The organism is Massilia sp. LMS1-1-1.1, from assembly GCF_040815535.1.
Lineage (GTDB): Bacteria > Pseudomonadota > Gammaproteobacteria > Burkholderiales > Burkholderiaceae_D > Janthinobacterium > Janthinobacterium aestuarii.
This window is the reverse complement of the sequence record NZ_JBFPNG010000001.1, coordinates 1,607,007-1,631,448: the sequence shown is the minus strand read 5'-3', so window position 1 is coordinate 1,631,448 and position 24,442 is coordinate 1,607,007. Positions and strand designations below refer to the sequence as shown.

Annotated in this window: 21 protein-coding genes; 14 read left to right on the top strand and 7 right to left on the bottom strand. The window is 62.1% G+C overall.

What is annotated here, in order from left to right; genetic code table 11:
• Positions 1 to 32 precede the first annotated feature (32 nt).
• Together MRBLMS1_RS07470 and MRBLMS1_RS07465 are read left to right on the top strand one after the other, a co-directional pair.
• A complete protein-coding gene (locus MRBLMS1_RS07470; RefSeq protein ID WP_485878645.1) occupies positions 33 to 3,176 on the top strand; it encodes an error-prone DNA polymerase in 3,144 nt (1,047 codons plus the stop codon).
• A gap of 39 nt (positions 3,177 to 3,215) precedes the next feature.
• Positions 3,216 to 3,689 (top strand): GNAT family N-acetyltransferase, encoded by a 474-nt coding sequence (locus MRBLMS1_RS07465; RefSeq protein WP_319990986.1) that lies wholly within the window; start codon positions 3,216 to 3,218, stop codon positions 3,687 to 3,689.
• A gap of 78 nt (positions 3,690 to 3,767) precedes the next feature.
• Here MRBLMS1_RS07465 and MRBLMS1_RS07460 read toward each other — a convergent pair whose 3' ends face one another.
• Positions 3,768 to 5,177, bottom strand: coding sequence for an FAD-binding oxidoreductase (locus MRBLMS1_RS07460; protein WP_485878643.1), 1,410 nt, complete (start codon positions 5,175 to 5,177; stop codon positions 3,768 to 3,770).
• Between the two features lie 176 nt (positions 5,178 to 5,353).
• On the opposite strand from MRBLMS1_RS07460, the gene MRBLMS1_RS07455 reads away from it, so the two are divergent.
• The 5 genes from MRBLMS1_RS07455 (at position 5,354) to MRBLMS1_RS07435 (ending at position 10,668) form a co-directional block, all read left to right on the top strand.
• Complete coding sequence (locus MRBLMS1_RS07455) at positions 5,354 to 6,277, top strand: ChaN family lipoprotein (protein WP_485878642.1); 924 nt, start codon at positions 5,354 to 5,356, stop codon at positions 6,275 to 6,277.
• Positions 6,278 to 6,418: 141 nt separating this feature from the next.
• Positions 6,419 to 7,174, top strand: coding sequence for a tonB-system energizer ExbB (gene exbB, locus MRBLMS1_RS07450; RefSeq protein ID WP_485878640.1), 756 nt, complete (start codon positions 6,419 to 6,421; stop codon positions 7,172 to 7,174).
• 3 nt (positions 7,175 to 7,177) lie between these two features.
• On the top strand, positions 7,178 to 7,603 hold the full coding sequence (gene exbD, locus MRBLMS1_RS07445; RefSeq protein WP_485878639.1) for a TonB system transport protein ExbD: 426 nt from the start codon (positions 7,178 to 7,180) through the stop codon (positions 7,601 to 7,603).
• The gene (locus MRBLMS1_RS07440; RefSeq protein ID WP_485878637.1) at positions 7,600 to 8,379 is read left to right on the top strand and encodes an energy transducer TonB family protein; all 780 of its coding nucleotides are present in this window, start codon (positions 7,600 to 7,602) and stop codon (positions 8,377 to 8,379) included. The genes exbD and MRBLMS1_RS07440 overlap by 4 nt, the downstream gene beginning before the upstream one ends.
• 30 nt (positions 8,380 to 8,409) lie before the next feature.
• Complete coding sequence (locus MRBLMS1_RS07435; protein ID WP_485878635.1) at positions 8,410 to 10,668, top strand: TonB-dependent receptor domain-containing protein; 2,259 nt, start codon at positions 8,410 to 8,412, stop codon at positions 10,666 to 10,668.
• A 90-nt stretch (positions 10,669 to 10,758) separates the two neighbouring features.
• Here the strand turns inward: MRBLMS1_RS07435 and MRBLMS1_RS07430 are convergent, their stop codons facing one another.
• The gene (locus MRBLMS1_RS07430) at positions 10,759 to 11,166 is read right to left on the bottom strand and encodes a PRC-barrel domain-containing protein (protein WP_034750714.1); all 408 of its coding nucleotides are present in this window, start codon (positions 11,164 to 11,166) and stop codon (positions 10,759 to 10,761) included.
• Positions 11,167 to 11,412: 246 nt separating this feature from the next.
• On the opposite strand from MRBLMS1_RS07430, the gene pyrG reads away from it, so the two are divergent.
• The 3 genes from pyrG (at position 11,413) to ftsB (ending at position 14,874) form a co-directional block, all read left to right on the top strand.
• Positions 11,413 to 13,065, top strand: a complete 1,653-nt coding sequence (pyrG, locus tag MRBLMS1_RS07425; protein ID WP_072455259.1) for a CTP synthase — start codon at positions 11,413 to 11,415, stop codon at positions 13,063 to 13,065.
• Positions 13,066 to 13,205: 140 nt separating this feature from the next.
• Entirely contained in the window at positions 13,206 to 14,489 is a 1,284-nt protein-coding gene (eno, locus tag MRBLMS1_RS07420; protein WP_034750709.1) for a phosphopyruvate hydratase, read from the top strand.
• A gap of 61 nt (positions 14,490 to 14,550) precedes the next feature.
• Positions 14,551 to 14,874: a cell division protein FtsB gene (gene ftsB / locus MRBLMS1_RS07415; protein WP_070221436.1), complete on the top strand. Its 324-nt coding sequence runs from the start codon at positions 14,551 to 14,553 to the stop codon at positions 14,872 to 14,874.
• A 230-nt stretch (positions 14,875 to 15,104) separates the two neighbouring features.
• Here ftsB and MRBLMS1_RS07410 read toward each other — a convergent pair whose 3' ends face one another.
• The 5 genes from MRBLMS1_RS07410 to MRBLMS1_RS07390 all read right to left on the bottom strand — a co-directional run bounded on the left by MRBLMS1_RS07410 (position 15,105) and on the right by MRBLMS1_RS07390 (position 20,724).
• Positions 15,105 to 15,380: a hypothetical protein gene (locus tag MRBLMS1_RS07410; protein WP_485878632.1), complete on the bottom strand. Its 276-nt coding sequence runs from the start codon at positions 15,378 to 15,380 to the stop codon at positions 15,105 to 15,107.
• Positions 15,381 to 15,532: 152 nt separating this feature from the next.
• The gene (locus MRBLMS1_RS07405; RefSeq protein ID WP_485878630.1) at positions 15,533 to 16,663 is read right to left on the bottom strand and encodes a glycerophosphodiester phosphodiesterase; all 1,131 of its coding nucleotides are present in this window, start codon (positions 16,661 to 16,663) and stop codon (positions 15,533 to 15,535) included.
• The gene (locus MRBLMS1_RS07400) at positions 16,663 to 19,074 is read right to left on the bottom strand and encodes a TonB-dependent receptor (RefSeq protein ID WP_223278980.1); all 2,412 of its coding nucleotides are present in this window, start codon (positions 19,072 to 19,074) and stop codon (positions 16,663 to 16,665) included. The genes MRBLMS1_RS07405 and MRBLMS1_RS07400 overlap by 1 nt, the downstream gene beginning before the upstream one ends.
• A 140-nt stretch (positions 19,075 to 19,214) precedes the next feature.
• Positions 19,215 to 20,195: an Hsp33 family molecular chaperone HslO gene (gene hslO, locus MRBLMS1_RS07395; protein WP_128142279.1), complete on the bottom strand. Its 981-nt coding sequence runs from the start codon at positions 20,193 to 20,195 to the stop codon at positions 19,215 to 19,217.
• A 4-nt stretch (positions 20,196 to 20,199) separates the two neighbouring features.
• Positions 20,200 to 20,724 carry a gamma carbonic anhydrase family protein gene (locus MRBLMS1_RS07390; RefSeq protein WP_485878629.1) on the bottom strand — a complete coding sequence of 175 codons (525 nt, stop codon included), beginning with the start codon at positions 20,722 to 20,724 and terminating at the stop codon, positions 20,200 to 20,202.
• A gap of 206 nt (positions 20,725 to 20,930) precedes the next feature.
• On the opposite strand from MRBLMS1_RS07390, the gene MRBLMS1_RS07385 reads away from it, so the two are divergent.
• From MRBLMS1_RS07385 to MRBLMS1_RS07370, 4 genes are all read left to right on the top strand, one after another.
• On the top strand, positions 20,931 to 21,806 hold the full coding sequence (locus MRBLMS1_RS07385) for an alpha/beta fold hydrolase (RefSeq protein ID WP_485878627.1): 876 nt from the start codon (positions 20,931 to 20,933) through the stop codon (positions 21,804 to 21,806).
• A 90-nt stretch (positions 21,807 to 21,896) separates the two neighbouring features.
• A complete protein-coding gene (locus tag MRBLMS1_RS07380; protein WP_331778368.1) occupies positions 21,897 to 22,730 on the top strand; it encodes a 3',5'-nucleoside bisphosphate phosphatase in 834 nt (277 codons plus the stop codon).
• 92 nt (positions 22,731 to 22,822) lie between these two features.
• Entirely contained in the window at positions 22,823 to 23,707 is an 885-nt protein-coding gene (htpX, locus tag MRBLMS1_RS07375) for a protease HtpX (RefSeq protein ID WP_070303511.1), read from the top strand.
• A 38-nt stretch (positions 23,708 to 23,745) separates the two neighbouring features.
• On the top strand, positions 23,746 to 24,369 hold the full coding sequence (locus tag MRBLMS1_RS07370) for an L-threonylcarbamoyladenylate synthase (protein WP_305049014.1): 624 nt from the start codon (positions 23,746 to 23,748) through the stop codon (positions 24,367 to 24,369).
• Positions 24,370 to 24,442: the final 73 nt, after the last annotated feature.

The following is a 24,442-nucleotide window of genomic DNA, read 5'->3' as shown; positions in this document are numbered from 1 at the left end:
TACTGTGTTTATATACAGTATTGAGGTAGATCATGTGGGGCGCCGTCTTACCCGAGTATGCTGAGTTGTACTGTCTGAGCAATTTCAGCTTCCTGCATGGGGCCTCGCATGCGGAAGAGCTGGTGGCGCGCGCCGTCCAGCTCGGGTACAAGGGGCTGGCCATCACCGACGAGTGCTCGCTGGCGGGTGTCGTACGCGCCCATGCGACGGCCAAGCGGGCCGGTTTTCCGCTGATTATCGGCGCGCATTTTCATTTGACGCAGGCCGACGGCAGTCCGGCCCTGTCCTTGCTGGCGCTGGTGCAAGACATCGACGGTTATGGCAATTTGTCTGAGTTGATCACCATGGCGCGCACGCGGGCAGCCAAGGGGCGCTATTTGCTGACGCCCGACGATTTTGCGGCGCCTTCGGCGGAGTTTGCGCATTTACGGGGGCTGCCCGGTTGCCTGATGATCTTGCTGCCCAGCTATCCGGCCCAGCCGGAAACCGTGCGCGCGCAGGGGGCGTGGATGGCGGCCACCTTTGGCAGCGAGCGCAGCTGGATCGGCCTGAACCTGCTGCAGCGGGCGCAGGATGACGCGCACCGCGGCGCCGTGCAAGAGGCGGCGCAGGCGCAGGGTTTGCCCATGGTGGCCGTGGGCCACGTGTGCATGCACGTGCGTTCGTGCAAGCCCCTGCTCGACACGCTGTGCGCCATTCGCGTGGGCAAGCCCGTGAGCGAGTGCGGCTATGCGCTGGCGCAAAACGCGGAGCAGCATTTGCGCGCGCGCCTGCGGCTGGCCAATGTGTATCCGCCGCAGGCGCTGGCGGAAACCTTGCGCATCGCCAAGATGTGCGAATTTTCCCTCGACAGCTTGCGCTATGACTATCCCGACGAACTGGTGCCGCACGGCCACACGCCGGCGACGTATCTGCGCGAGGAAACGTATGCGGGCGCGCGTCTCCGCTTTCCGCTGGGCATTCCGGCCAACGTGCAGGAGCAGATCGAGCAGGAGCTGGAACTGATCGCCGAGCTGTCGTATGAAGCGTACTTTTTGACCGTGTACGACATCGTGCGCTTTGCCCGCTCGCAAAACATCCTGTGCCAGGGCAGGGGCCCGGCCGCCAATTCGGCCGTCTGCTATTGCCTGCACATCACGGAAGTGGACCCGGCACGCGGCAATTCGCTGGTCGGGCGTTTCATGTCGCGCGAGCGCAACGAGCCGCCCGACATCGACGTCGATTTCGAGCACCAGCGGCGCGAAGAGGTGATTCAATATATCTACGGAAAATATGGGCGCGAGCGGGCCGCGCTGGCCGCCGTGGTGATCAGCTACCGTCCGAAAAGCGCCTTGCGCGACAGCGGCCGCGCGCTGGGGATCGACCTGGCGATCGTGGAAAAAGTGGCCAAGGCGCATCGCTGGTTCGACGGCAAGCGCGATCTGCTGGAACGCCTGGCCGAATGCGGGCTCGACCCGGAAGCGGCATTGTCGCAGCAGTGGGCCGGCCTGGCGCAGCAGCTGCTGGGCTTTCCCCGCCATCTGTCGCAGCATCCGGGCGGCTTCGTCATTGCGCACGGGAAGTTGTCGCGCCTGGTGCCGATTGAAAACGCCACCATGGCCGAGCGCAGCGTCATCGAGTGGGACAAGAACGACCTCGAGGAGCTGGGCTTGATGAAGGTCGACGTGCTGGCGCTGGGCATGCTGTCGGCCCTGCGCCGTGCCTTGGAACTGGTCGGTGCGCGGCGCGGCGAGGAGTTCCGCCTGCAGGATATTCCCCGCGAAGACCCGGCCACCTACGACATGATGTGCGAGGCCGACACCATCGGTGTGTTTCAGATCGAGTCGCGCGCGCAGATGAGCATGCTGCCCCGCCTGCGGCCCCGTGAATTCTACGACCTCGTCATCGAAGTGGCGCTCGTGCGCCCCGGCCCCATCCAGGGCGGCATGGTGCATCCGTATCTGCAGCGGCGCCAGCAGAAGGAACTGGTCGAGTATCCGAAGGGCCTGGAAAAGGCGCTGGGACGCACCCTCGGCATTCCCATTTTCCAGGAGCAAGTGATGCAGGTGGCCATCATCGCCGCCGATTTCAGCCCCGGCGAGGCCGATGAGCTGCGGCGCGCCATGGCGGCCTGGAAACGCAAGGGTGGCATGAACAATTACAAGAAACGCATCGTTGAAACGATGGTCAAAAATGAGTATGAGCGAGAGTTTGCCGAGGCCATCTTCAGCCAGATCGAGGGCTTTGGCGAATACGGCTTTCCCGAGTCGCACGCGGCCAGTTTCGCCCTGCTGACGTACGCCAGTTCCTGGCTGAAATGCCACGAACCGGCCGCCTTCCTGTGCGCCTTGCTCAACAGCCAGCCCATGGGTTTTTACAGCCCCTCGCAACTGGTGCAGGATGGTCGCCGGCATGGCGTGCAAGTGCTGCCCGTCGACGTGGCCATCAGCGGCTGGGAAGCGACGTTGGAAGAGACTGCGGAAGGGGGCGCGCCCGCCGTGCGCCTGGGCTTGAACAGCCTGTTCGGCATGCGCGCCGAGGCCGCCCGGCGTATCGAGGATGCGCGCGCCATTGCCGCTTTTGTCGACGTAGCCGACCTGGCGCGGCGTGGCGGCCTGGACCGTCATGATTTGCAGGTGCTGGCCGCCGGCAACGCGCTGCACGCGCTGGCCGGACACCGGCGCGCCGCGCTGTGGCAGGCGGCCGGCGCCGTGCCCGACAGGGATTTGCTGCGCGCCACCACGCAAGAGGAAGACTTGCCCATGCTGGCCGCCCCGACGGAGGGCGAGAGCATCGTCAGCGACTACCGCACGCAAGGCCTGACCCTGGGCCGCCACCCGCTGGCGCTGCTGCGCAGGCAATTGCTGGAACAGCGTTTCATGCCGGCGTCTACGCTGATGACGTACACGAGCGGGCAAGTGGCGCGCGCCTGCGGCATCGTCACCGTGCGCCAGCGGCCGGGCACGGCAAAGGGCGTGATCTTCATGACCCTGGAAGACGAGACGGGCACCGTCAACGTCATCGTCTGGCCCGACCTGGTGGAAAGCCAGCGGCGCGAAGTGCTGAGCGCGCCGCTGCTGGGCGTGTACGGCGTGTGGCAGCGCGAGGGCATCGTGCGCAACCTGGTGGCCAAGCGCCTGGTCGACATGTCGCATCTGCTGGGACGCTTGCGCACCAGCAGCCGCGATTTTTGTTGAGAATTGTCTTGTTTGCCCAAGGCATGGCATTATTTAAGAATGACAACATTACCCGAACCGACACTGCGTCCCGCCCTCGTCGCCGACGCGCCCGCCATCGTTGCCCTGATCGACGACCTGATGCCCTTTCTGACCCTGCATCCGGATGGCACGGGGGCGGAAAAATTCATCGAACACTGCCGCCAGCCCGCCATCGAAGGCTATCTGTCGCAGTCGCGCTACGCGTATCAGCTCGCGCATATCGGCGGCGAGCTGGCCGGTGTTGTGGCCATGCGCGACAACACGCATCTGTTCCACATGTTCGTGCCGCGCGCACTGCACCGGCGCGGCATGGCGCGCCGTTTGTGGCAGGCCGCCCGCGATGCGTCGCTGGCCAGGGGCGATGTGACGGCCTTTACCGTCAATTCCTCGCTGTATGCCTTGCCCCTGTACACGAGCCTGGGCTTTGTCGCCACGGGGCCGAAGGTGGAGGAGGGCGGCATCGCTTTCGTGCCGATGCGCATGGAATTGTAAAAAATCACCCCAACGACAAGGACTGGGGTCGTACCCTCAGGGTACGACCCCGGCATTTGCTTTTTGGGTTGGTATTGATTACCAGCGCACGATCTTCCCCGGATTCATGATGTTCTTCGGGTCCAGCGCGTGCTTGATGGCGCGCATGGTGTCGATGGCGCCTACACCATGTTCTTCCACGAGGAACGCCATCTTGTGCATGCCTACGCCGTGCTCGCCCGTGCACGTGCCATCCATGCCGATGGCGCGCGTGACCATGTCGCTGTTGACCTTTTCCGCGCGGGCGATGTCGGCCGGATTGTCGGGGTCGACCAGCATCTGCACGTGGAAATTGCCGTCGCCCACGTGGCCGATGATGGCGTAGACGAGGCCCTGCGCTTCGCAATCGGCCTTGGTGGCGAGGATGCATTCGGCCAGGCGCGAAATCGGTACGCAGCAATCGGTGGAAATGGCGCGGCTGCCCGGGCGCATCTGCAGCAGGGCGAAATACGCATTGTGGCGCGCGGCCCACAGGCGCGAGCGGTCTTCGGGGCGGCTGGCCCACTCGAAATCGCTGGCGCCGTGTTCGGCCGTGATGGCTTGCACCAGCTGTGCCTGCTCGGCCACGCTGGCCGGCGTGCCGTGGAACTCAAACAGCAACAGCGGCTTTTGCGGCAGCGCCATCTTGTCGTAGGCATTGATGGCTTTCACGCCATTTTCATCGAGAAACTCGACCCGCGCCACAGGAATACCCATCTGGATGGTCTGGATCACGGCGCTGACGGCTTCGCCCGTGCCGGGGAACGAACACACGGCCGCCGAGATCGCTTCCGGCAATGGATACAGTTTCACCGTCACTTCCGTGATGATGCCCAACGTTCCTTCGCTGCCGACGAACAAGCGCGTCAGGTCGTAGCCGGCCGACGATTTTTTCGCCCTGGTCCCCGTCTTGATGATGCGGCCATCGGCCGTCACCACGGTCAGGGCCAGCACGTTTTCGCGCATGGTGCCGTAGCGCACGGCATTCGTGCCCGAGGCGCGCGTGGCGGCCATGCCGCCCAAGGACGCATTGGCGCCCGGGTCGATGGGGAAGAACAGGCCCGTGTCGCGGATTTCTTCATTGAGCTGCTTGCGCGTTACGCCTGCCTGCACGGTGGCCGTCAAGTCTTCACCATGCACGGCGACCATCTGATTCATTTGCGACAGATCAATCGTCACGCCGCCATGCAGGGCCAGCACGTGGCCTTCGAGCGAGGTGCCGCTGCCGTAGGCGATGATGGGTACGTCGTGCGCGCTGCACAGCTTGACGGCGGCCGCCACTTCCTCGGTGGAATGGGCGAAGATGACGGCGTCCGGCAGCATGGGGGGATAGCTCGACTCGTCGCGTCCATGGTGTTCGCGCATGGCTTGCGTCATGGAAAAGCGGTCGGCAAAGATCAGGGAAAGTACGGCAGCAAGAGAGTCTGGCAGCGGTTTTTTCAGTACCGCCAACTGGTCAGTTTGATTCACGCAAGTCCTCCGTTTTTTTATTCTACCCCGCACCTGGAGATTTCACCGAAGCACCATTTTTGCCAGTTGTAAAAAATTCCGCATGATGAGTCGCGCAATGGTTGTAAATGAGAATCATTTCTATTAAAATGCCCGCCAGTAGTTATTTTGCAATGCGTGCTTCAATCCGAAAGGCCATGCCCATGAGATTCCCCCTGTCCCTCGCCGCCGTCCTGCCCGCCTGCGTACTGGCCCTGAGCGCCTGCAGCAGCGTCGCACCCGTCACCGGTGCCGGCGCCACCGCGGTTGCGCCTGCCGCTGCGCAAGACGTGCGCCAGCTGGGCGAGATCGTCGACCTGCGCAGCGGCAAGCGCGTGACTGCCGAGCAATTGCTGGCCCAGCTGGCCGTCGCGCCGCGGGTCATCGTGGGCGAGCAGCATGACCAGCTCAGCCATCACCAGATCGAGCAATGGCTGTTGCAGCAGTTGCAGGGCCAGCGTCCGCAAGGCAGCGTGCTGCTGGAAATGTTGAACCCGGACCAGCAAGCCAAGGTGGACAAGGTCAAGCCGTGGCTGCAGACGGACCCCGTCGTGCGCCCCGAACACGTGGCCGAGCTGGTGGCGTGGCAGCCGAACTGGAAGTGGGTGCAATATGGCGACCTGGTCATGACCGTGATGCGCGCGCCGTATCCCGTCTGGTCGGCCAACCTGGACCGCAGCGAGATCAAGCAAATGTTTATCGACAAGCCGGCCGTGCAGGGCAAGCATTCGAACCTGGCCAACGATGGCAAGGTGCATGCCAAGCTGAAAGACATCATCCGCGTCATGCACGACAACCAGATCGACGAGCCGCGCCTGGCCGCCATGCTGTCGGTGCAGCAGCAGCGCGACCGCCGCATGGCCGAGCGCCTGCTGGCCGCACCCGCGCCGGCCGTGCTGATCGCCGGCGCCTACCATGCGCACAAGGACTTGGGCGTGCCGCTGCACGTGCAGGACTTGACGGGCGGCCCCGCGCCGCTGGTGCTGGTCCTGGCGCAGCAGGGCGCGGCCGTCCAGGCGCCGCAGGCCGATTTCGTCTGGTTCACGCCGGTTGTTGCGCCCGCCGTCGCCAGCGCCAAGTAAACCGTTTTACCTCCGCCGGGCGTTCAGCCCGGCATTCTCCCCCAGCAAGCTTCTTCGCAGCAGCCAGGTAGTTCGTCCGATTTTTTTGCATGCGCGTGCGCGCCGCTGGCGCAGCCATGCCTGTTACCTGTTGAAGCTTTCATGCGTATCTCCTGTCTCAAAGCCGCCGCTGGCGGCGTGTTTCTGTCCCTGTTGCATGCCACGGCGCAAGCGTCCGCCTTGCCGCACGACATGTCGCCGCTGGGCATGTTTTTCGCTGCCGACCAGGTCGTCAAAAGCGTACTCATCGGCTTGCTGGTCGCCGCGCTGGCCACCTGGGTGGTCTTGCTGGTGAAGGGCGCCAGCTTGCTGCAAGCGCGGCGCGAAGCGGCGCAAGCCGTCGCCGTGCTGAAGACGGCGACCTCCTTGCCGGACGCGGCCGTCAAAGTGGAGGGTGCAGGCAGCACTTCGCTGGCGCAACAGCTGCTCGACGACGTGCAGCAGGAATTGAACCTGTCGCACGCCAGCGCGCCAGCGGCGGCCCTGAAGGAACGGGCCGGCTTTCGCCAGGAACAGTGGATTGCGCACAATATACGCAGCATGACGCAAGGCATCGGCCTGCTCGCCAGCATCGGCGCCGTGGCGCCGTTCGTCGGCCTGTTCGGCACCGTGTGGGGCATCATGAACAGTTTCATCGGCATCGCCGTCAGCCAGAGCACGAATTTGGCCACCGTCGCGCCCGGCATCGCGGAAGCCTTGCTGGCCACCGCCCTGGGCCTGGTGGCGGCGATTCCCGCCGTCGTCATCTACAACGTACTTAGCCGCGGCATCAACCAGTACAAGGCGCAGCTGCGCGCCGCTTCCGCGCAAGTGCTGCTGATGCTGAGCCGCGACCTCGACACGCGCAAGCAGGCCTGAGCCATGGCTTCCCTGTTTCCTACGCCCGACGACGACACGGCCGACATGCCGGAGCTCTGCGAGATCAATGTCACGCCCTTCATCGACGTGATGCTGGTGCTGTTGATCATTTTCATGGTGGTCTCGCCGCTGGCCACCGTCGACCTGAAAATCGACTTGCCGGCCGCCACGGCCAAGCCGGCACCGCGCCCCGACAAGCCCCTGTTCGTTTCCCTGAAAGCCGACCGCAGCCTGTACCTGGGCGAGGCGCCCGTGGCGCGCGAGCAATTGGGCAGCTTGCTCGACGCGCAGACGGGCGGCGACCGTCAGCGCACCCTGTTTTTCCAGGCCGACAAGCAAGCCGCGTATGAAGACGTGCTGGGCGTGATGGATACCCTGCGCCAGGCCGGCTATCTGAAAGTGGGCCTGGTGGGCCGGGAGGGCGGGTGAATCCGCGTCCGATATTGAACTGGGGCATTGCCACATCGCTGGTGGTGGCAGCCGCACTGGCGCTGCTGCTGTGGTCAGGCTGGCAGCCCGTCAGCGTCGCTCTCACGCAGCCGCCCGCCAGCGTGATGGTGGTGTTTGCCGCGCAAGCGATGTCGCCGGAAACACGGCAAGCGGCAGCGGCAGGGGCGCGCCAGTCGGCGGCGTCCAGTGCCGCCCAACCCAAAAGGAGCACGGCCAGGCAAGAGGCGCTGCCCGTGCTGGCGCGCGCCGCCGCGCCGGAGATCGTCGCTGCGGAAAAAGAAGCGAAGGCGGAAACCAGTCCGTCGGCGGAGCCGGGCAAGGATGCCGCGAAGGAAGCGTCATTACCCGCACAAGCCAGCAGCAGCGCCACGCCGGCGCCGGCCGCCGTGCGCGGTCCGCAGGCGGCGCCATTCGATAGCGATACGCCGTCGACCAATGCCGCGCCCGCCAGTTGGCAAAGCCGCGTGCTCGGTCATCTGGCCCATTTCAAGCGCTATCCGGGCGACGCGCGCCAGCGCAAGCGGGCCGGCGCCGCCTGGGTACGTTTCCAGGTGGACCGCGACGGCAAGCTGCTGGCCAGCGAACTGGTCACTTCATCGGGCACGGTGCTGCTCGACCGCGAAGCGCTGCAAGTGCTGCAGCGCGCGCAGCCGCTGCCGGCGCCGCCCGACAACGTCCTGCACCAGGGCACGGTGACGGTGACCTTGCCCGTGTCGTTCAAGCTCGACGCCGAGAGCGGCCACGGCACCAGCTGAATTTTCAATCACATAAGAAATCGAGGGTGTATGCATATCAAGACAATGACGCAGGCCGTGGGCATCTGCATGGCTTTGCTCGCGCAGCAGGGATGGGCGCAACAGGCACAAGAGAGTGGCAAGGTCGTGTTTTCACCGCTGAACGTATCGGGCGAGGCTGTGTCGGCGGAACAGCAGGCGCTGGAAAAACCGGGTGCCGTCAGTGCGCGCGGCGCCGATACGCGCTTGCAGCCGGTCGACCAGATACTGCGCGGCATGCCGGGCACGTTTACCCAGATCGATCCCGCGCAGGGCGCCGTCAGCGTCAACATCCGCGGTCTGTCCGGCTTTGGCCGGGTCAACACCATGGTCGATGGCGTGACGCAGAATTACTATGGCAGCGCACCGTCGGAAGTGGCGCATGGTAGCGTGCCCAGCAGCCAATTCGGCGCCCTGATCGACCCGAATTTCATCATCGGCGTGGACGTGTCGCGCGGTAATGTCGTCGGTGGCGACGGCGTCAATGCGCTGGGCGGCAGCGCCAACTTCCGCACCATCGGCGTCGATGACGTGGTGTTTACGGGCGAGAAGGTGGGCGCACGCACGAAGATGTCCGCCGGTAACAATGGCGTGGGGCGCAGTGCCATGCTGGCCGTGGCCATGAAAAACCCTGCTTTCGATGGCGGCAGCGCCGGCTTCATGGCGGCCACGAGCGCGAGCGTGATCGGCAACAACTACAAGAATGGCAAGGGCACGGATAGCGAGGAATTCGGCTTCGGCTACAACCGTTTCTATCAACAAAAGCCGAAGTCGCAATTGCTCAAGCTGGACCTCAAACTGAGCGATTTCCATGCGCTGGAACTGTCGGCGCGCGATTACCGCAATACGTTCACGCGCCGCGATATCCGGAGCGATGACTACTATGTGAAATACCACTACACGCCGTTTTCGGAATTGATCGATCTCAATGTGACGGCCAGCAGCAGCCGCGGCAAGCAGGAATACATGCCGGAAGCCTTGATCAATTTCGTCAACACGAGCACGGCCAACCGTGCCGATGCCTTCGACATCAACAATACGAGCAGCTTCAAGCTGGCGGGCGGCGACACGCTGGTGACTGTGGGCGGCAAGCTGATGCGCAATCAATACAGCAAGCACGTGGAAAGCCTCGTCGACGATCCCGACAATCCGGATGCCAACCGGCAGTCGATTGAAAACAATACCTTTGGCCCGGCCGGCAAGCAAAAGATCGACAGCCTGTATGCGGGCCTGCAATACAACCGCGGCATTGTTCAGGTCAATGCCGGGCTCAATTACACGCGTTTCGAATTGACGGGCTACAAGCCGGCCTGCGACGAACGCGTGAAATGTTTCCCGCAAGGGGAGGCGCATATCGCGCTGAAGGAACACGGCATCAATCCTTCGCTGCTCGTTTCCGCACAGATGACGCCGTGGTTCCAGCCATTCGCCAGCGCCGAGCGCACCATGCGGGGGCCGAATCCGCAGGAAGTGTTTTTCTCGAACGATGGCGGGGCCTCGATGAACCCGTTTTTGAAGGGAGAAAAGGCGACGACCTATCAGCTGGGTTTCAATTCCAGCCTGCACGGTTTGCTGAGCGCCAACGATGCGCTGAACTTCAAGGCTTTGTATTTCAAGAGCAAGATCGACGGCTATATCACCAGTCAATCCTTCCTCGTCTGCGACAACGGGCGCAAGTGCAATATCTCGGAAGTGATCGCCACGGACTGGGAGACGGTCGACGAATACGTGACCAATATGTATATCTACATCAACTCGGCTACGCCCGTACGCACGCGCGGTTGGGAACTGGAAGCGCAGTATCAGCTGGGCCCGGCTTTTGCGCGGTTGTCGTACACGCGTGAAAAGACCAGTCAGCCCACCTCGATCGCCAGCGCGTGGTTTGGCGCGTCCGACATCAGCGAGCTGCCCAGCACCTACTACAACCTCGACGTGGGCACGCGCTTGCTGGACAATAAAATGGAGGTGGGCGCCATCATCAAGCACACGGGATCGAACCGCCGCCTGTCGCCGGACAACGAAGCTGATGCGGTGACGGGGGAAGTGGCGAAGGTGGACAATCCGAAGATCCCGGCCGTGATCGATTTGTATGCGAGCTGGCAAGTGACGAAAAACCTGTTCCTGCGCCTGTCGGTGCAGAACGCCATGGACAAGAATTACTCGGAAGCGCTGAACCGCCTGAACTCGATGCCGTCGCAGTCGAACGACAATACGCCGATGAGTACGGCGCGGGGCAGGACGTATGTGGCAGGGCTGGAGTACCGGTTCTAGTTTAAAGCTGGGGTCAGTTCCTTTGGAATCGGCATGCGGTCCATTGGGCCGCATACCCCCGGCGGGTCTGACCCCAAATGAGGCCAGCTCTTAATACTCGCGCGGCGTCGTTCCATAATAGCTATGGATCGACGTCGCCCAGGCTTGGTCCGCCATGTTTGGCCAGTTATCGGTGTCGAAGCCGGGTGCGTTTTCGATGCGTTCCTTGTCGACGTTGAGGGTAAAGCGCTTGTTGACGGTGTCGAGCAGCAGCGCTTCCCACGGCACGGCGAACAGCTTTTCGCCGATGGTAAACACACCGCCGTGCGACATGACGGCGTAGGCGATTTTGCCGCTGCGCATGTCGATCATGATTTCCTTGATTTCGCCCAGATGTTCATCCTTGGCGTTGTGCACATGGTCGCCGATCAGGGTGTCTGCACCCATCAGTTCAGGGCCGGGACCTTTGTGGCCGCGGTTGACATACATGCCGTAGGCGTCGCGTTCTTCGTAGCTCATGATGGACCTCCTGTTGAAAATGCCAGTGTGCCGCCAGGGTGCGGCAGGGTCTGTTCGCTCTCCCACACAAAGTATGGAATTGGAAATATTTCAGTTATTGCTAGCTTGCAATCTTGTTGTGCGTAGACAGCAGGAGGGGGAGGGATAGTCGGTATTTGGCGCAAATTTCCGCGCGCGGGAGGCGACGCAGGCGGGCTTTAGTGTATAATTTCAATTTCCCGCACGTGCCGTTCGGCACCATCTGCAATGACCAAATTTGTCTTCGTCACTGGTGGCGTTGTGTCTTCCCTTGGAAAAGGGATTGCCGCCGCCTCCCTCGCCGCGATCCTCGAATCGCGCGGCCTTAAAGTCACCATGCTCAAGCTCGACCCGTATATCAACGTCGATCCTGGCACGATGAGCCCTATGCAACACGGTGAAGTATTCGTCACCGACGACGGGGCCGAAACCGACCTCGACCTCGGTCACTACGAGCGCTTCATCTCCACCCGCATGAAAAAGGTGAATAACTTCACCACTGGCCAGATCTATGAATCGGTGATCCGCAAGGAACGCCGGGGCGAATATCTGGGCAAGACCGTGCAGGTGATTCCGCATATCACCAATGAAATCCAGGATTACATCCGCCGTGGCGCCGAAGGCTACGACGTGGCCCTGTGCGAAATCGGCGGCACCGTCGGCGATATCGAATCGTTGCCATTCCTGGAAGCGGCGCGTCAGCTGAGCCTGCGCGCCGGCCGCAAGAACACGGCCTTCGTCCACCTGACCCTGGTGCCTTACATCGCCTCGGCCGGTGAACTGAAAACCAAGCCGACCCAGCACTCGGTGCAAAAGCTGCGCGAAATCGGCATCTTGCCAAACGCGCTGCTGTGCCGCGCCGACCGCGCCATCCCGGAAGACGAGCGCGCGAAAATCTCGCTGTTCTCGAACATCGAGGAAGACGCCGTCATTTCCGTGTGGGACGTCGACACCATCTACAAAGTGCCGCAAATGCTGCACGACCAGGGCCTCGACAAGATCATCTGCGACGCGCTGGACCTCGATCCCGCACCGGCCGACCTGTCGATCTGGAGCAAGCTGATCTACACGATGGAACACCCGAAGGCGGAAGTGACCGTCGGCATGGTCGGCAAGTATGTCGAGCTGACCGAGTCGTACAAGTCGCTGATCGAAGCGTTGCGCCACGCCGGCATCCACACGGAAAGCCGCGTCAACATCGAGTACATCGATTCGGAAGAAATCGAAACGACCGGTTGCGACAACCTGGGCAAGTACGATGCCATCCTGGTACCGGGCGGCTTCGGCAAGCGCGGCGTGGAAGGCAAGATCAAGGCGGCCCAGTTCGCCCGTGAAAACAAGATCCCTTACCTGGGCATCTGCCTGGGCATGCAAGTGGCCCTGATCGAATACGCGCGCAACAAGGCAGACATGCCGAACGCGAATTCGACCGAGTTCGACCTTGATACGGATCAACCTGTCGTTGCACTGATCAATGAGTGGCAAAACCACGATGGTAAAGTCGAGTTGCGCGATGAAAACTCGGACCTGGGCGGTACCATGCGCCTGGGCGCGCAGACCTGCGCCGTCAATCCGGGCACCCTCGCCGCCGAGATCTACGGCAGCGTGGTGACCGAGCGTCACCGTCATCGCTACGAAGCCAATAATCACTACCTGGCCCGTGTCGAAGCGGCTGGCCTGATCGTTTCGGCCCGTACGCCGAGCGAAGATTTGTGCGAAATCATGGAATTGCCACGCACGGGTGAAAATGCCCACCCATGGTATATGGGCGTGCAATACCATCCTGAGTTCAAGTCGACGCCACGCACCGGCCATCCGTTGTTTACCTCGTTCATCAAGGCAGCGCTGGCGCACAAGGAAGCCAACGCCGTCGCTGAATAACGCCGGTCGATAGCACAGTATTACCCGTAAGACAGCTCCCGGCCTGATCGTCTCCGCCGGGAGTTTCTTTGCCCCCTTTGTGCAATTGCGCATCAGAACGCAGTGTGCAGCCCCTGTTACGCTTAACTTTGGAGAATGACATGAGTGCTATTGTTGATATTATCGGTCGCGAAATCCTGGACTCGCGCGGTAACCCGACCGTCGAATGCGATGTGTTGCTGGAATCGGGCGTGATGGGCCGTGCGGCCGTACCGTCGGGTGCCTCGACCGGTTCGCGCGAAGCCGTGGAATTGCGCGATGGCGACGCCAAGCGCTACTTCGGCAAGGGCGTGCTGCAAGCATGCGAAAACATCAATACCGAAATCTCCGAAGCCATCATGGGCCTGGACGCCAATGAACAGGCTTTCCTGGACCGTACCCTGATCGACCTGGACGGCACGGAAAACAAATCGCGCCTGGGCGCCAACGCCATCCTGGCCGTCTCCATGGCCGTTGCCAAGGCTGCCGCCGAAGAAGCGGGCTTGCCGCTGTACCGCTATTTCGGCGGTTCGGGCGCCATGCAGATGCCAGTGCCGATGATGAACGTCATCAACGGCGGCGCACACGCCGACAACAACCTGGACATCCAGGAATTCATGATCATTCCCGTGGGCGCTCCGTCGTTCAAGGAAGCCGTCCGCTACGGCGCGGAAGTGTTCCACACGCTGAAAAAGATCCTGCACAAGAAGGGCCTGAACACCAACGTGGGCGACGAAGGCGGTTTCGCGCCATCCTTGGCCAACCATGAAGAAGCCATCAAGCTGATCATCCAGGCCATCGAAGAAGCGGGCTACGAGCCAGGCACGCAGATCGCCATTGGCCTCGATTGCGCCGCGTCCGAGTTCTACAAGAACGGCAAGTACGAAATGGAAGGCGAAGGCCTGAGCCTGACGGCCACCGAGTTCACCAACCTGCTGGCGACCTGGTGCGACAAGTACCCGATCATCTCGATCGAAGACGCGATGCACGAAGGCGACTGGGACGGCTGGGCGATCCTGACGGCGGAACTGGGCAAGAAAGTGCAACTGGTCGGCGACGACCTGTATGTCACCAACACCAAGATCCTGAAAGAAGGCATCTCGAAAGGCATCGCCAATTCGATCCTGATCAAGATCAACCAGATCGGCACCCTGACGGAAACGTTCGCCGCCATCGAAATGGCCAAGCGCGCCGGCTACACGGCCGTCATTTCGCACCGCTCGGGTGAAACGGAAGATTCGACCATCGCCGATATCGCCGTTGCCACGAACGCCCTGCAGATCAAGACCGGCTCGATGTCGCGTTCGGACCGCATGGCCAAGTACAACCAGCTGCTGCGTATCGAGGAAGACCTGGGCGACATCGCCAGCTACCCTGGCCGCGATGCGTTCTATAATCTGAAGTAAGCTGATGTAAAACCCACTGGCCGGCCGGAGATATCCGGCCGGTTTGTTAACCGACTACCCCATGCGCCTGATTACGCTTGCCCTGGCAGCTCTGCTGCTGCTGATCCAATTTCCCCTCTGGCTGGGTAAAGGCGGCTGGCTGCGCGTTGCCGACATGGAAGCCCAAGTGGCGGTGGCGAATAAAAAGAATATGGAATTGAAGGCGCGAAACGCCAAGCTCGAATCCGAAGTGCGCGACCTGAAAGATGGTACGGGCGCTGTCGAGGAGCGTGCCCGCTATGAGCTGGGCATGGTCAAACAGAATGAGATTTTCGTGCAGATCGTGCGCAAGGGCCAAACCCCGCCACTGCAGGAAACGCCGGTGGACGCTGCCGCGCCGCACTGAGTACTTCCCACTTGCCAGCCTGAACCGATTGCCAGGCTGACATATCACAGCTGTATTACTACCTGATACTTCTTACTTTCTACTGCTATACACGACTGCCTTGCTGCTTGCTGATCAGAAACGGGCCTTGCCGGTCGAGATCAGGTAGAAATGGATGCCGGTAACGACGACGGCGACGGCGATCAGTGCGGTTTCGAGAATCATCATATAAAAATCCTTTCAGTATTGAGTTAGCCGCGCGAGGCGAGGAAGCGCAACTCAGAAGCCAGATTCGGCATCAGGTTTTCGTAACGTGCCGCTTCCGAGTTCAGCAGGGCGATGTCGCGCTTGCTTGGGCGCACATAGCGCTCTTCATTGGCGACGCTGATTGCGATGACTTCCTTCTGGGCCAGGTCGCTATACGGCTTGGAAGCGAGCAGGGCGCCCAGGAAGGCGCGCGTGGCACGGCCCAGGTTGCTGAAGTAGTTGTCGTTGTCGTTGCTGTAGGTGTTGGTAAAAGTGGACATATGCCCTCCATGAATGGTCTGTTGTTGCATTGCACAATAATGGAGTTGGCGATATATGTCTAATTCCAAATTCCAATTTCAGAAATTCAGGAAGCGAATAATAAGGGCGTAGCCGTCGGCCACGCCCTGAAAAAGAATTTGTTACGAAATGTTTATCCGGCGGCGATGCGTCCCAAACCCGGATCGTCGCTGAAAAAGCCATCCAGTCCCGTCTCGATGTAGCGCCGCATTTCCGCCACGGATCCCGCTTCGTTGCGCGCGTTTTCACCGTTGCCGTCGCGGAAGTCGGCCGCCAGGAAGCGGTTTTCCGGACGGAAGGTCCACGTGTGCAGCAACAAGCCCGCCTGGTGCGCATCATCGACGATGGAGCTAGGCTTGGCCAGGCGCTGGTCGGCGCCCAGTGGGATGATTGCTCGCGTTGGCGGCGCCACCACGTCCGCATAGGCGGCGATGTCGTGCAGGCCGGCCGGCGTCGTCATCTGCCCGAACGTCAGCTTGCCGCCCGCCTTGGCCACGTCCATGGGGCGGATATCGCCGCCCACCACCAGTTGCATCAGGCGCACATTGGCGCGCCGTCCCAGTTTCTCGCGCAAGTATTTCAAATTTGCCACTTCGAAGGACTGGATTTCGATCGGTGCGCGGCGCGTGTATTCGTGCGCCAGCAGGGTTGAGAGGAAACGGTCTTCCAGCGCCAGGCCCGCATCGCGGAAGTAGGTCGAGCTTTTCAGCTCGGGCACGAGGCCGATGATGCGTCCGCTGGCGGCTGATTGCGCTGCAACAAAATCGATGATTTCTTCCCAGGTAGGGATCTGGAATTGTCCATCGTACAGGGTGTTGCCGGTGCGTACCTTCGGCAGCCGTTCGATGGCGCGCAGGGTTTTCAGTTCGGCCAGCGTGAAGTCGTCGACGAACCAGCCTTCGTGCCATTCGCCGTCGACCATCTTCTTGCCGCGCCGGCTGGCGAACTCGGGACGGCGCGCCACGTCGGTGGTGTCGATCAGGTTGCTTTCATGGCGCGCCACGAGGATGCCGTCGCGCGTGGCGACCAGGTCCGGCTCGACGTAGTCGGCACCGTCGAGGATGGCCTTGGCGTACGACGCCAGGGTGTGCTCGGGACGCAGGGCGCTGGCGCCCCGGTGGGCGAACACGAGCGGACGGGCAGGTGGCGTGGCCAGCAGGCCGGCCGCAAAGCCCGGCGCGGCGGCCAGCGCCAGGCCGCCGGCGGCCGCCCGGACAAAGCTGCGGCGCGAAAAATGCCGTTGCGGCAAGATTGGCGTACGCATCAGAAGTCCGCCGTCAAGGTCAGGAAGCCCTGGCGCGGGGCGATCGGGAAAGTGTTGTAGGTCTTGTCGGCCGCGCCGACCACCACGTTCAGCGAGCCTTCGCGGTTGGCCAGGTTGCTGACGTTCACTCTCCAGCGCGGGTTTTTCAGCCAGCTGGCCATGGCCGGCAGCTTGCCCGACACGCCCAGGCCCATCAGGAAATAGCTGGGCACGGACAAATCGTTGGTGTACGTCGCGTAGCGCTTGCCCACATAGTCTCCCGTCAGCTGCACTTCGATATCGCCAAACGTCGCCGAGGCCACGAATTTGTTCAGCCACTCGGGCGAACCTGGCACGTTCTTGCCCGCCGTCAGTACCAGCGCGGCGCCATTGTTGTAATTGTCCGCGTACTGCGAACGGTTGTACGACAGGGCATTGTAGAACGAAAAATTGTTGCCGAAGTGAACAGTGCCGGCGATATCGATGCCGTCCGTGCGCACGCTGCCCACGTTGGCCAGCACGGGGTTGCCGCCGATGATGGAGGAAATCACGGGGGTCGGGCTGATCTGCAGCAAGCGGTTGCTGAAGTCGACGTGGTAGACGTTGATTTGCCCATCGATGGAAGTGATGGCGCCCAGGTTCAATGGATGGCTGCCGCGCACGCCCACCTCATAGGTGAGGGCCGTTTCCGGTTTGGCATCGCGCTTGAACAAATCAAAAGCGGCCTGGCTCGACAAGCTCCATGGCGAGGCGCCGCCACCGCCATAGGTGACGAACTGGCGCATGTTTTTCTGGATGTTGAAATACAGCTGGTCTTGCGGCGTGACATCCCAGCGCGCGCCCACTTGCGGCAAGAACCATTTTTTCGTGTTGATGGTGCCGACCGGCAAGGCCGTCGAACCGCCGGCAATGGCGCCCTTGGCCGGCTGCACGGGGAATTGGCCATCGGCAAACTGCAGGCTGGACTTGAAGCCGGCTTGCAGGGCGATATCGGGGCGGATGCGCCATTCATCCTGCAAGTGCAGCTGCACCACCTTGTTGTCGATCTCGCTGCCGTATTGCGTGATCAAAGGATTGCTGGGGCGGTCGTACGGCGAGGTCGGGTTGTTGACGTCGAGCGCATACCAGCGGCGGTAGGCAGACGAGCGGTTCTGCTCCAGCCACAGGCCCGCTTCGATCTGGTGATTGCCGATTTCCTTGCGCAAGGTGGAAATGAAGCCGCCGCGCTTGATGTCGTATTCCGTCGTGCGCACGGCGTAGCCGGAGTTGCCGAAGACTTCCTTCAGGTTCTGTTTCGGGTAGTACACGCTGAACAGGCCCGGCAAGCCGGCCACGCCGATGGGGCCGGCCACCACGCCCGCGCCGTCATCCTTGTGGTAATACACCTGGTTGGACCATGTCATGCCTTCGGACAGGTTTGCGTCGAACTTGGCGTAGGCCAGGTAATCGGTGCGCTGCGCATCGCTGTAGTAATTGCGGTAATTGTTGCCGTCCGCTGCGGGCGTCGCGCCAGTCGGTGACAGGTAATTGAGAGCCGCCTTGAAGTCCGGGTACAGGAAGGGGCGCGTGTACGGCGCGCTCGTTTCGCCGGCCACGTGCACGGTGCTGTCTTCGTTAGGCTCGATCTTGTCCGAGTAATTGAAGAACAGGGTCAGCTTGCCTGCCTCGCTGCGGTTGACGTACTTGGCATTGAACTGGTCGCCGCCTTGGCGTGCATCGAAGTCCCAGGCCCGCGCTTCGTGGTGCAGGATGGAAAAATAGGCGCTGCTGCCGTCGCCAAAGGCGCCCGTGTCGTAGCGGGCAAACGTGCGCGAAGTGCGGTGGCTGCCCACCGTTTGCTGCACGCTGGCGCCCTGCGTGGCCAGCGGGTCGCTGGAATAGGTTTCGATGGTGCCGCCCAGGTTGCTGGTCGAGGCCGTGGCCAAATCGCCCGCGCCCGACGACAGCACGACGCTGCGCACGTTTTCGCTGATGACGGCGCGCTGTGGCGACAGGCCGTTGTAGTTGCCGTACTGCTGGTCGCCCAGCGGCACGCCATCCATGGTGTAGCCCAGTTGCTGGCCCGAAAAGCCATGCACGAACAGCGACAGGTTCTGTTCGTTGTTGCCCCACGGGTCGGCCGTCTGGAAGCTGACGCCCGGCAAGGTTTGCAAGGCTTTCAGGGGATTCGTGCCGGGCAGGATCTTCTGGATTTCATTCTTGCTCAGGGCGACCGAGGAGCGCGTCTTGCGCGAGGAAATCTCCACGGTGGCCATAGTCGCGCCGTCATCGGCGGCAGTGGCGGGCGAGGCCATCTCGGTCGTGGCCGAGGCCACGGCGGCAGCCACGGCCGTTTGCGCCAGGGCAGGCAAACTCAAGCCCGCGGCGCAAGCGCCCAGCAAAACATGGAAGGAATGGCGGCGCAGGGCCAGCGTCAAGTGGGTGGTCATCATCAGCCTGTGGAAAGTATTGGAAGTAATACAAGCTGCGCAGCGTAACGGCGGCGCGTGACGGGCTGATGACGAACTGATGACGGGAAGATGACAGCAGAAACAAAGGCGCCGCCTGAGAGGCGGCGCGAAGAATATTACAATTAGTTAATGCTGGCTGCGGGTGGAATGAGCACCTCTGCCGGCGCATCCGTGACGAACAGCTGCGCACAATCGACCTTGTCGAACTCGTAGTGCTGGCCGCAGAAATCGCAGTTCACGCCCACTTGTCCCACTTCTTCCAGGGTGCTGTTGACTTCTTCCTCGCCCAGCATCTTGAGCATATTGCCCACTTTTTCGCGCGTGCAGCTGCAATGGAAGCTCGGGTGCAGCGGGTCGAAGACGCGGATCGTTTCTTCCCAGAACAAACGCTGCATCAGGGTATCGATGTCCGTCGACAGGATTTCCGCTTCTTTCAGGGTCGAGGCCAGCATCACGGCGCGGTTCCACGTGTCAAGCGCGTCTTCTTCCGACACGGGCGTCGCTTCGGCCTTGCCGCCATGGTGGGGCAGTTTTTGCAGCAGCAGGCCGCGCGAGACGGTGTCGTCCGTGGCCAGCCACAGACGCGTGTCGAGCTGTTCCGAGCGCAACATGTAGTTTTCGATCACGGTCGCCATGTCGTCGCCGTCCAGCGGCACGATGCCCTGGTACGGTTGCTGGCCTGGCACCTTGTCGGCCGGATCCAGGGTGATGATGAAGCGGCCCTTGCCCGTGGCGTTGAGCAATTGCGGCACGGTGGCCACGTCGGCGATGATGGCGTCCGGGTCGAGCTTGGCCGTGGCGCGCAGGCGCAGGTCGGAGTCGCACTCGACCACCATCAGGCGCACGGGACCGTCACCATGGATTTGCATGATGATGGAGCCGTTGAATTTCAGGTTGGCCGACAGCAGGGCGGCGGCGGCCACCATTTCGCCCAGCACTTTTTTCACGGCCGTCGGATAGGCGTGGCGCGACACCACTTCCTGCCAAGTGTGGGACACGTCGATGAACTGGCCGCGCACGGCGGCGTTGTCGAAAATAAATTTTTGCAGGGTATCCTGGCCGGTAGCGGCTGCGCTGACGGCGCCCGTGGTTTCAGTCGTCATTCTTTTATCCAATCTTCTTGAGTTGCGTATTAAATAGCTGGCCGCGCTGTACATAGTTCACGGCGTTGCCTTGTAGCATGGTGATATCGTCTGCCGTCAGGGCCCGCACGGCTTTCGCCGGTGAGCCGATGATCAGCATATTGTCGGGAAATTCCTTGCCTTCCGTGACCAGCGCGCCCGCGCCGACCAGGCAGTTCTTGCCGATCTTCGCGCCATTCAGGATCACGGCCTGGATGCCGATCAGGGCGCCATCGCCGATCGTGCAGCCATGCAACATTGCCTGATGGCCAATGGTCACGTTCTGGCCGATGTCGAGCGGGTAGCCGGGGTCCGTATGCAGTACGGCGCCTTCCTGCACATTGCTGTTGACGCCCACGGTGATGCGTTCGTTGTCGCCGCGAATCGTGGCACCGAACCATACGGACGTATTCGCTTCCAGGGTCACTTTGCCGATCACGTTGGCCGTGTCGGCAACAAAAGCGGAAGCATCAATCTGCGGCGCATCGGCGCCCAATTGGTAGAGTGTCATCGTTAGCCCGTGGCGGTGGTGGAAGCGCCGGGCACGGCCGGACGCGGAAGTTTTGCGCTATTTTACGCTGTTGCAGGGCAAGTCCGAGCGCCGACCGCCAATCCGGTATAATTATCGAACGGTCGTACTTTTATGTCCGCACTATCTACAGACACAGCATGTGGCGCCATTCGCGCCACTTTCAAGGCAGGCATGCGATGAAACCCATGAAACTTTCCCGTTCCGAATTCATCAACATCCGCGGCGCCCGCACGCACGTGCGCCACTGGGGCCGTGTAGGGGCGCCCATCCTGTTCATGGTGCACGGCTGGATGGACGTGGCCGCCTCGTTCCAGTTCGTCGTCGACGAGCTGGCCGGCGACTGGCACCTGATCGCGCCCGACTGGCGCGGCTTTGGCCTGAGCGACTACACGCAATCGGACACCTACTGGTTCCCCGACTACCTGGCCGACCTGGACGCCATGCTGCTGCATTACTCGCCGGACGCACCCGTCAATCTGCTGGGCCACAGCATGGGCGCCAACGTGGCCGGCCTGTACGCGGGCGTGCGGCCCGAGCGCATCAGCCGCTTCATCAACCTGGAAGGCTTCGGCATGATGGCAACAAAACCGGAGCAGGCGCCGGGCCGCTACGCCAAGTGGCTGGACGAATTGCGCGAGCCGCCCGCCATGCGCAGCTATCCCACGCAAAAGGCCGTGGCCGAGCGCCTGCAAAAGACCAACCCGCGTCTGCCGGACGAGCGCGCGGCGTTCCTCGCCGAACACTGGTCGGCACAGAACGAGGCGGGCGAGTGGGACATCATGGGCGACCCGCAGCACAAGCGGGTCAATCCCATCCTGTATCAGGTGGAAGAAGTGATGGCGTGCTGGCGCCGCATCACGGCGCCCGTGCTGTGGGTGGAGGCCGATGAGACGAATATGTGGCAATGGATGGGGCCCAAGGAACAGGCGCGCATAGAAATCGACCGGCGTTTGGCCTGCATCAAGGATGTGCGCTGCGAGATGATGGCGGATGCGGGCCACATGCTGCATCATGATCAACCGGCGGTACTGGCGCGGCTGGTGGAAGCCTTTTTGGCCTGATGTGTGTCGGGAACGCCGCAGCGCGATTTGACAAGCAGCGTACAATGAAAACTTCTTCCATGCTGAGCCCGTGCAGGGTATTGTTTTCACATGCTTAAAGTCGACCTGCATTGTCATTCGAATATTTCCGACGGTGTGCTCGCGCCCGCCGCCGTGGCTGCGTACGCACGCAAGGCCGGCGTCGATGTGTGGGCGCTGACGGACCACGATGAGGTATCGGGTGTTGCCGCCGCGCGCACGGCCGCGCTGGACCTGGGCATGCGTTTCGTGGCCGGCGTGGAAATTTCCATCACATGGGCCGGCGAAACCGTGCACATCGTGGGCTTGCAAGTCGATGAAAACAATCCCGGTCTCGTGCAGGGCTTGCATCAGACGCGCTCGGGGCGCGACGCGCGCGGCCGCGAAATCGCCCGCCAGCTCGACCTGGCCGGCATTCCCGACGCTTATGAGGGGGCCTTGAAATTCGTCGGCAACCCGGACCTGATGTCGCGCACGCACTTTGCCCGCTACATCGTGGAAATGGGGAAATGCGCGAACATTCCCGACGTATTCAAGAAATACCTGTCGGAAGGCAAGCCGGGTTACGTCGAGCACCGCTGGGCCACTCTGGCCGAAGCGGTGGGCTGGATACGCGGCGCGGGCGGCGTGGCCGTCATCGCCCATCCGGGCCGCTACCGCTTCAGCGACATGGCGCAAGGCGTGCTGTTCGATGAATTCAAGCAGCTCGGTGGCGTGGCCATCGAAGTCGTCACGGGCAGCCATAGCCCGGACCAGTATCCCGAATACGCGCAGCTGGCCAACGCCTACGGCTTCCTCGCCTCGCGCGGCACGGATTTCCATGCGCCGGGCGAATCGCGCGTGGATTTTGCCAAGTTGCCGCCTTTACCAGCGAATGTAACGCCTATCTGGCACGACTGGTTCTAGGGCGCGGCTGGCCTGCGCCTGCCATGCGGGCTTGAAAAGTCGCGACTGCACACTTATCTTTTAGCTATTCTGTTTTTCCGGAGCCAACGCCCATGAAACGTATCGTCCTTTTTATTGCAACCAATCTGGCCGTGATGCTGGTGCTGTCGCTCGTGCTCAGTTTGCTGGGCGTGGGCAATCCGGCGCGCGGCAGTACCCTGAACCTGGGCAGCCTGCTGGTGTTTTCGCTGGTGGTCGGCTTCACGGGATCGATCTTTTCCCTGTTGATCAGCAAACCGATGGCCAAGTGGAGCACGGGCGCGCGCGTGATCGACAACCCGACGTCGTCGACGGAATTGTGGCTGGTCAATACCGTGCGGGCGCTGTCCGAGCGGGCCGGCATCGGCATGCCGGAAGTGGCCGTGTACGAAGGCGACGCGAATGCGTTCGCCACGGGCGCCTTCAAAAACTCGGCGCTGGTGGCTGTCTCCACGGGCTTGCTGCAAAGCATGAACCGCGATGAAGTCGAAGCCGTGCTGGGCCACGAGATCGCCCACGTCGCCAATGGCGACATGGTGACGCTCACCCTGATCCAGGGCGTGGTGAATACCTTCGTCGTCTTCATGGCCCGCGTCGTGGGTTTCTTTGTCGACAATGTGCTGCTGAAAAATAACAACCGCGAAGGTGGCGGACGCGGCATCGGCTATTTCGTCACCGTGATGGTGTGCGAAGTGATCTTTGGTCTGCTCGCTTCCATCATCGTCGCCTGGTTCTCGCGCCAGCGCGAATTCCGCGCCGATGCCGGTTCCGCCAAGCTGCTGGGCAGCCCCACGCCGATGATGCATGCGCTGGCCCGCCTGGGCGGCGTGCCGCCGGGCGAGCTGCCGCAATCGATGCAGGCGCTGGGCATCAGCGGCGGCAATGGCGGCTGGGGCGCGCTGTTCGCCACCCATCCGCCGATCGAACAACGCATCGCCGCGCTGCGCGGCGTACAATAATGCCAACTTAACAAGCTGGTTCGCCAGAACGCTTACACATGAGTCAATTTTTCCAGATTCACCCTGACAATCCGCAATTGCGCCTGATTAAGCAGGCGGCCCAGATCATCCAGTCCGGCGGCGTCGTGGCCTTGCCCACGGACTCGTGCTACGCGCTGGTGTGCCAGCTCGACGACAAGGGCGCCGTCGAACGCCTGCGCCGCATCCGTGGCGTGGATGAAAAGCACCATTTAACCTTGCTATGCCGCGACTTGAGCGAGCTGGGCGTGTATGCCCGCGTCGACAACCGCCAGTTCCGCCTGCTCAAGGCGGCCACGCCGGGCGCCTATACCTTCATCCTGGAAGCGACGAAGGAAGTGCCGCGCCGCCTCAGCCATCCTTCGCGCAAGACCATCGGCCTGCGCGTGCCGCAGCACCGCATCGTGCAATGCCTGCTGGAAGAGCTGGGCCAGCCGCTGCTGGGCGCGACACTGACTCTGCCCGGCGATGAAGATAGCCTGACGGATGCCGACACCATCCGCGAGCGCCTGGAAAAGCTGGTCGACCTGATCATCGATGGCGGCGTGTGCGCGCATGGCCCCAGCACCGTGATCGACTTGACGGGAGCGGAGCCGGAAGTGGTGCGCGTGGGCCGCGGCGACCCGGCCGTGCTGGGCTTGTAGAGGGGTATCGCGCGCCTGTTGCCGCGCCGGTCTTCACCTGTTCTTAATGACAACGTAAGAAAGAGGCTGTGGC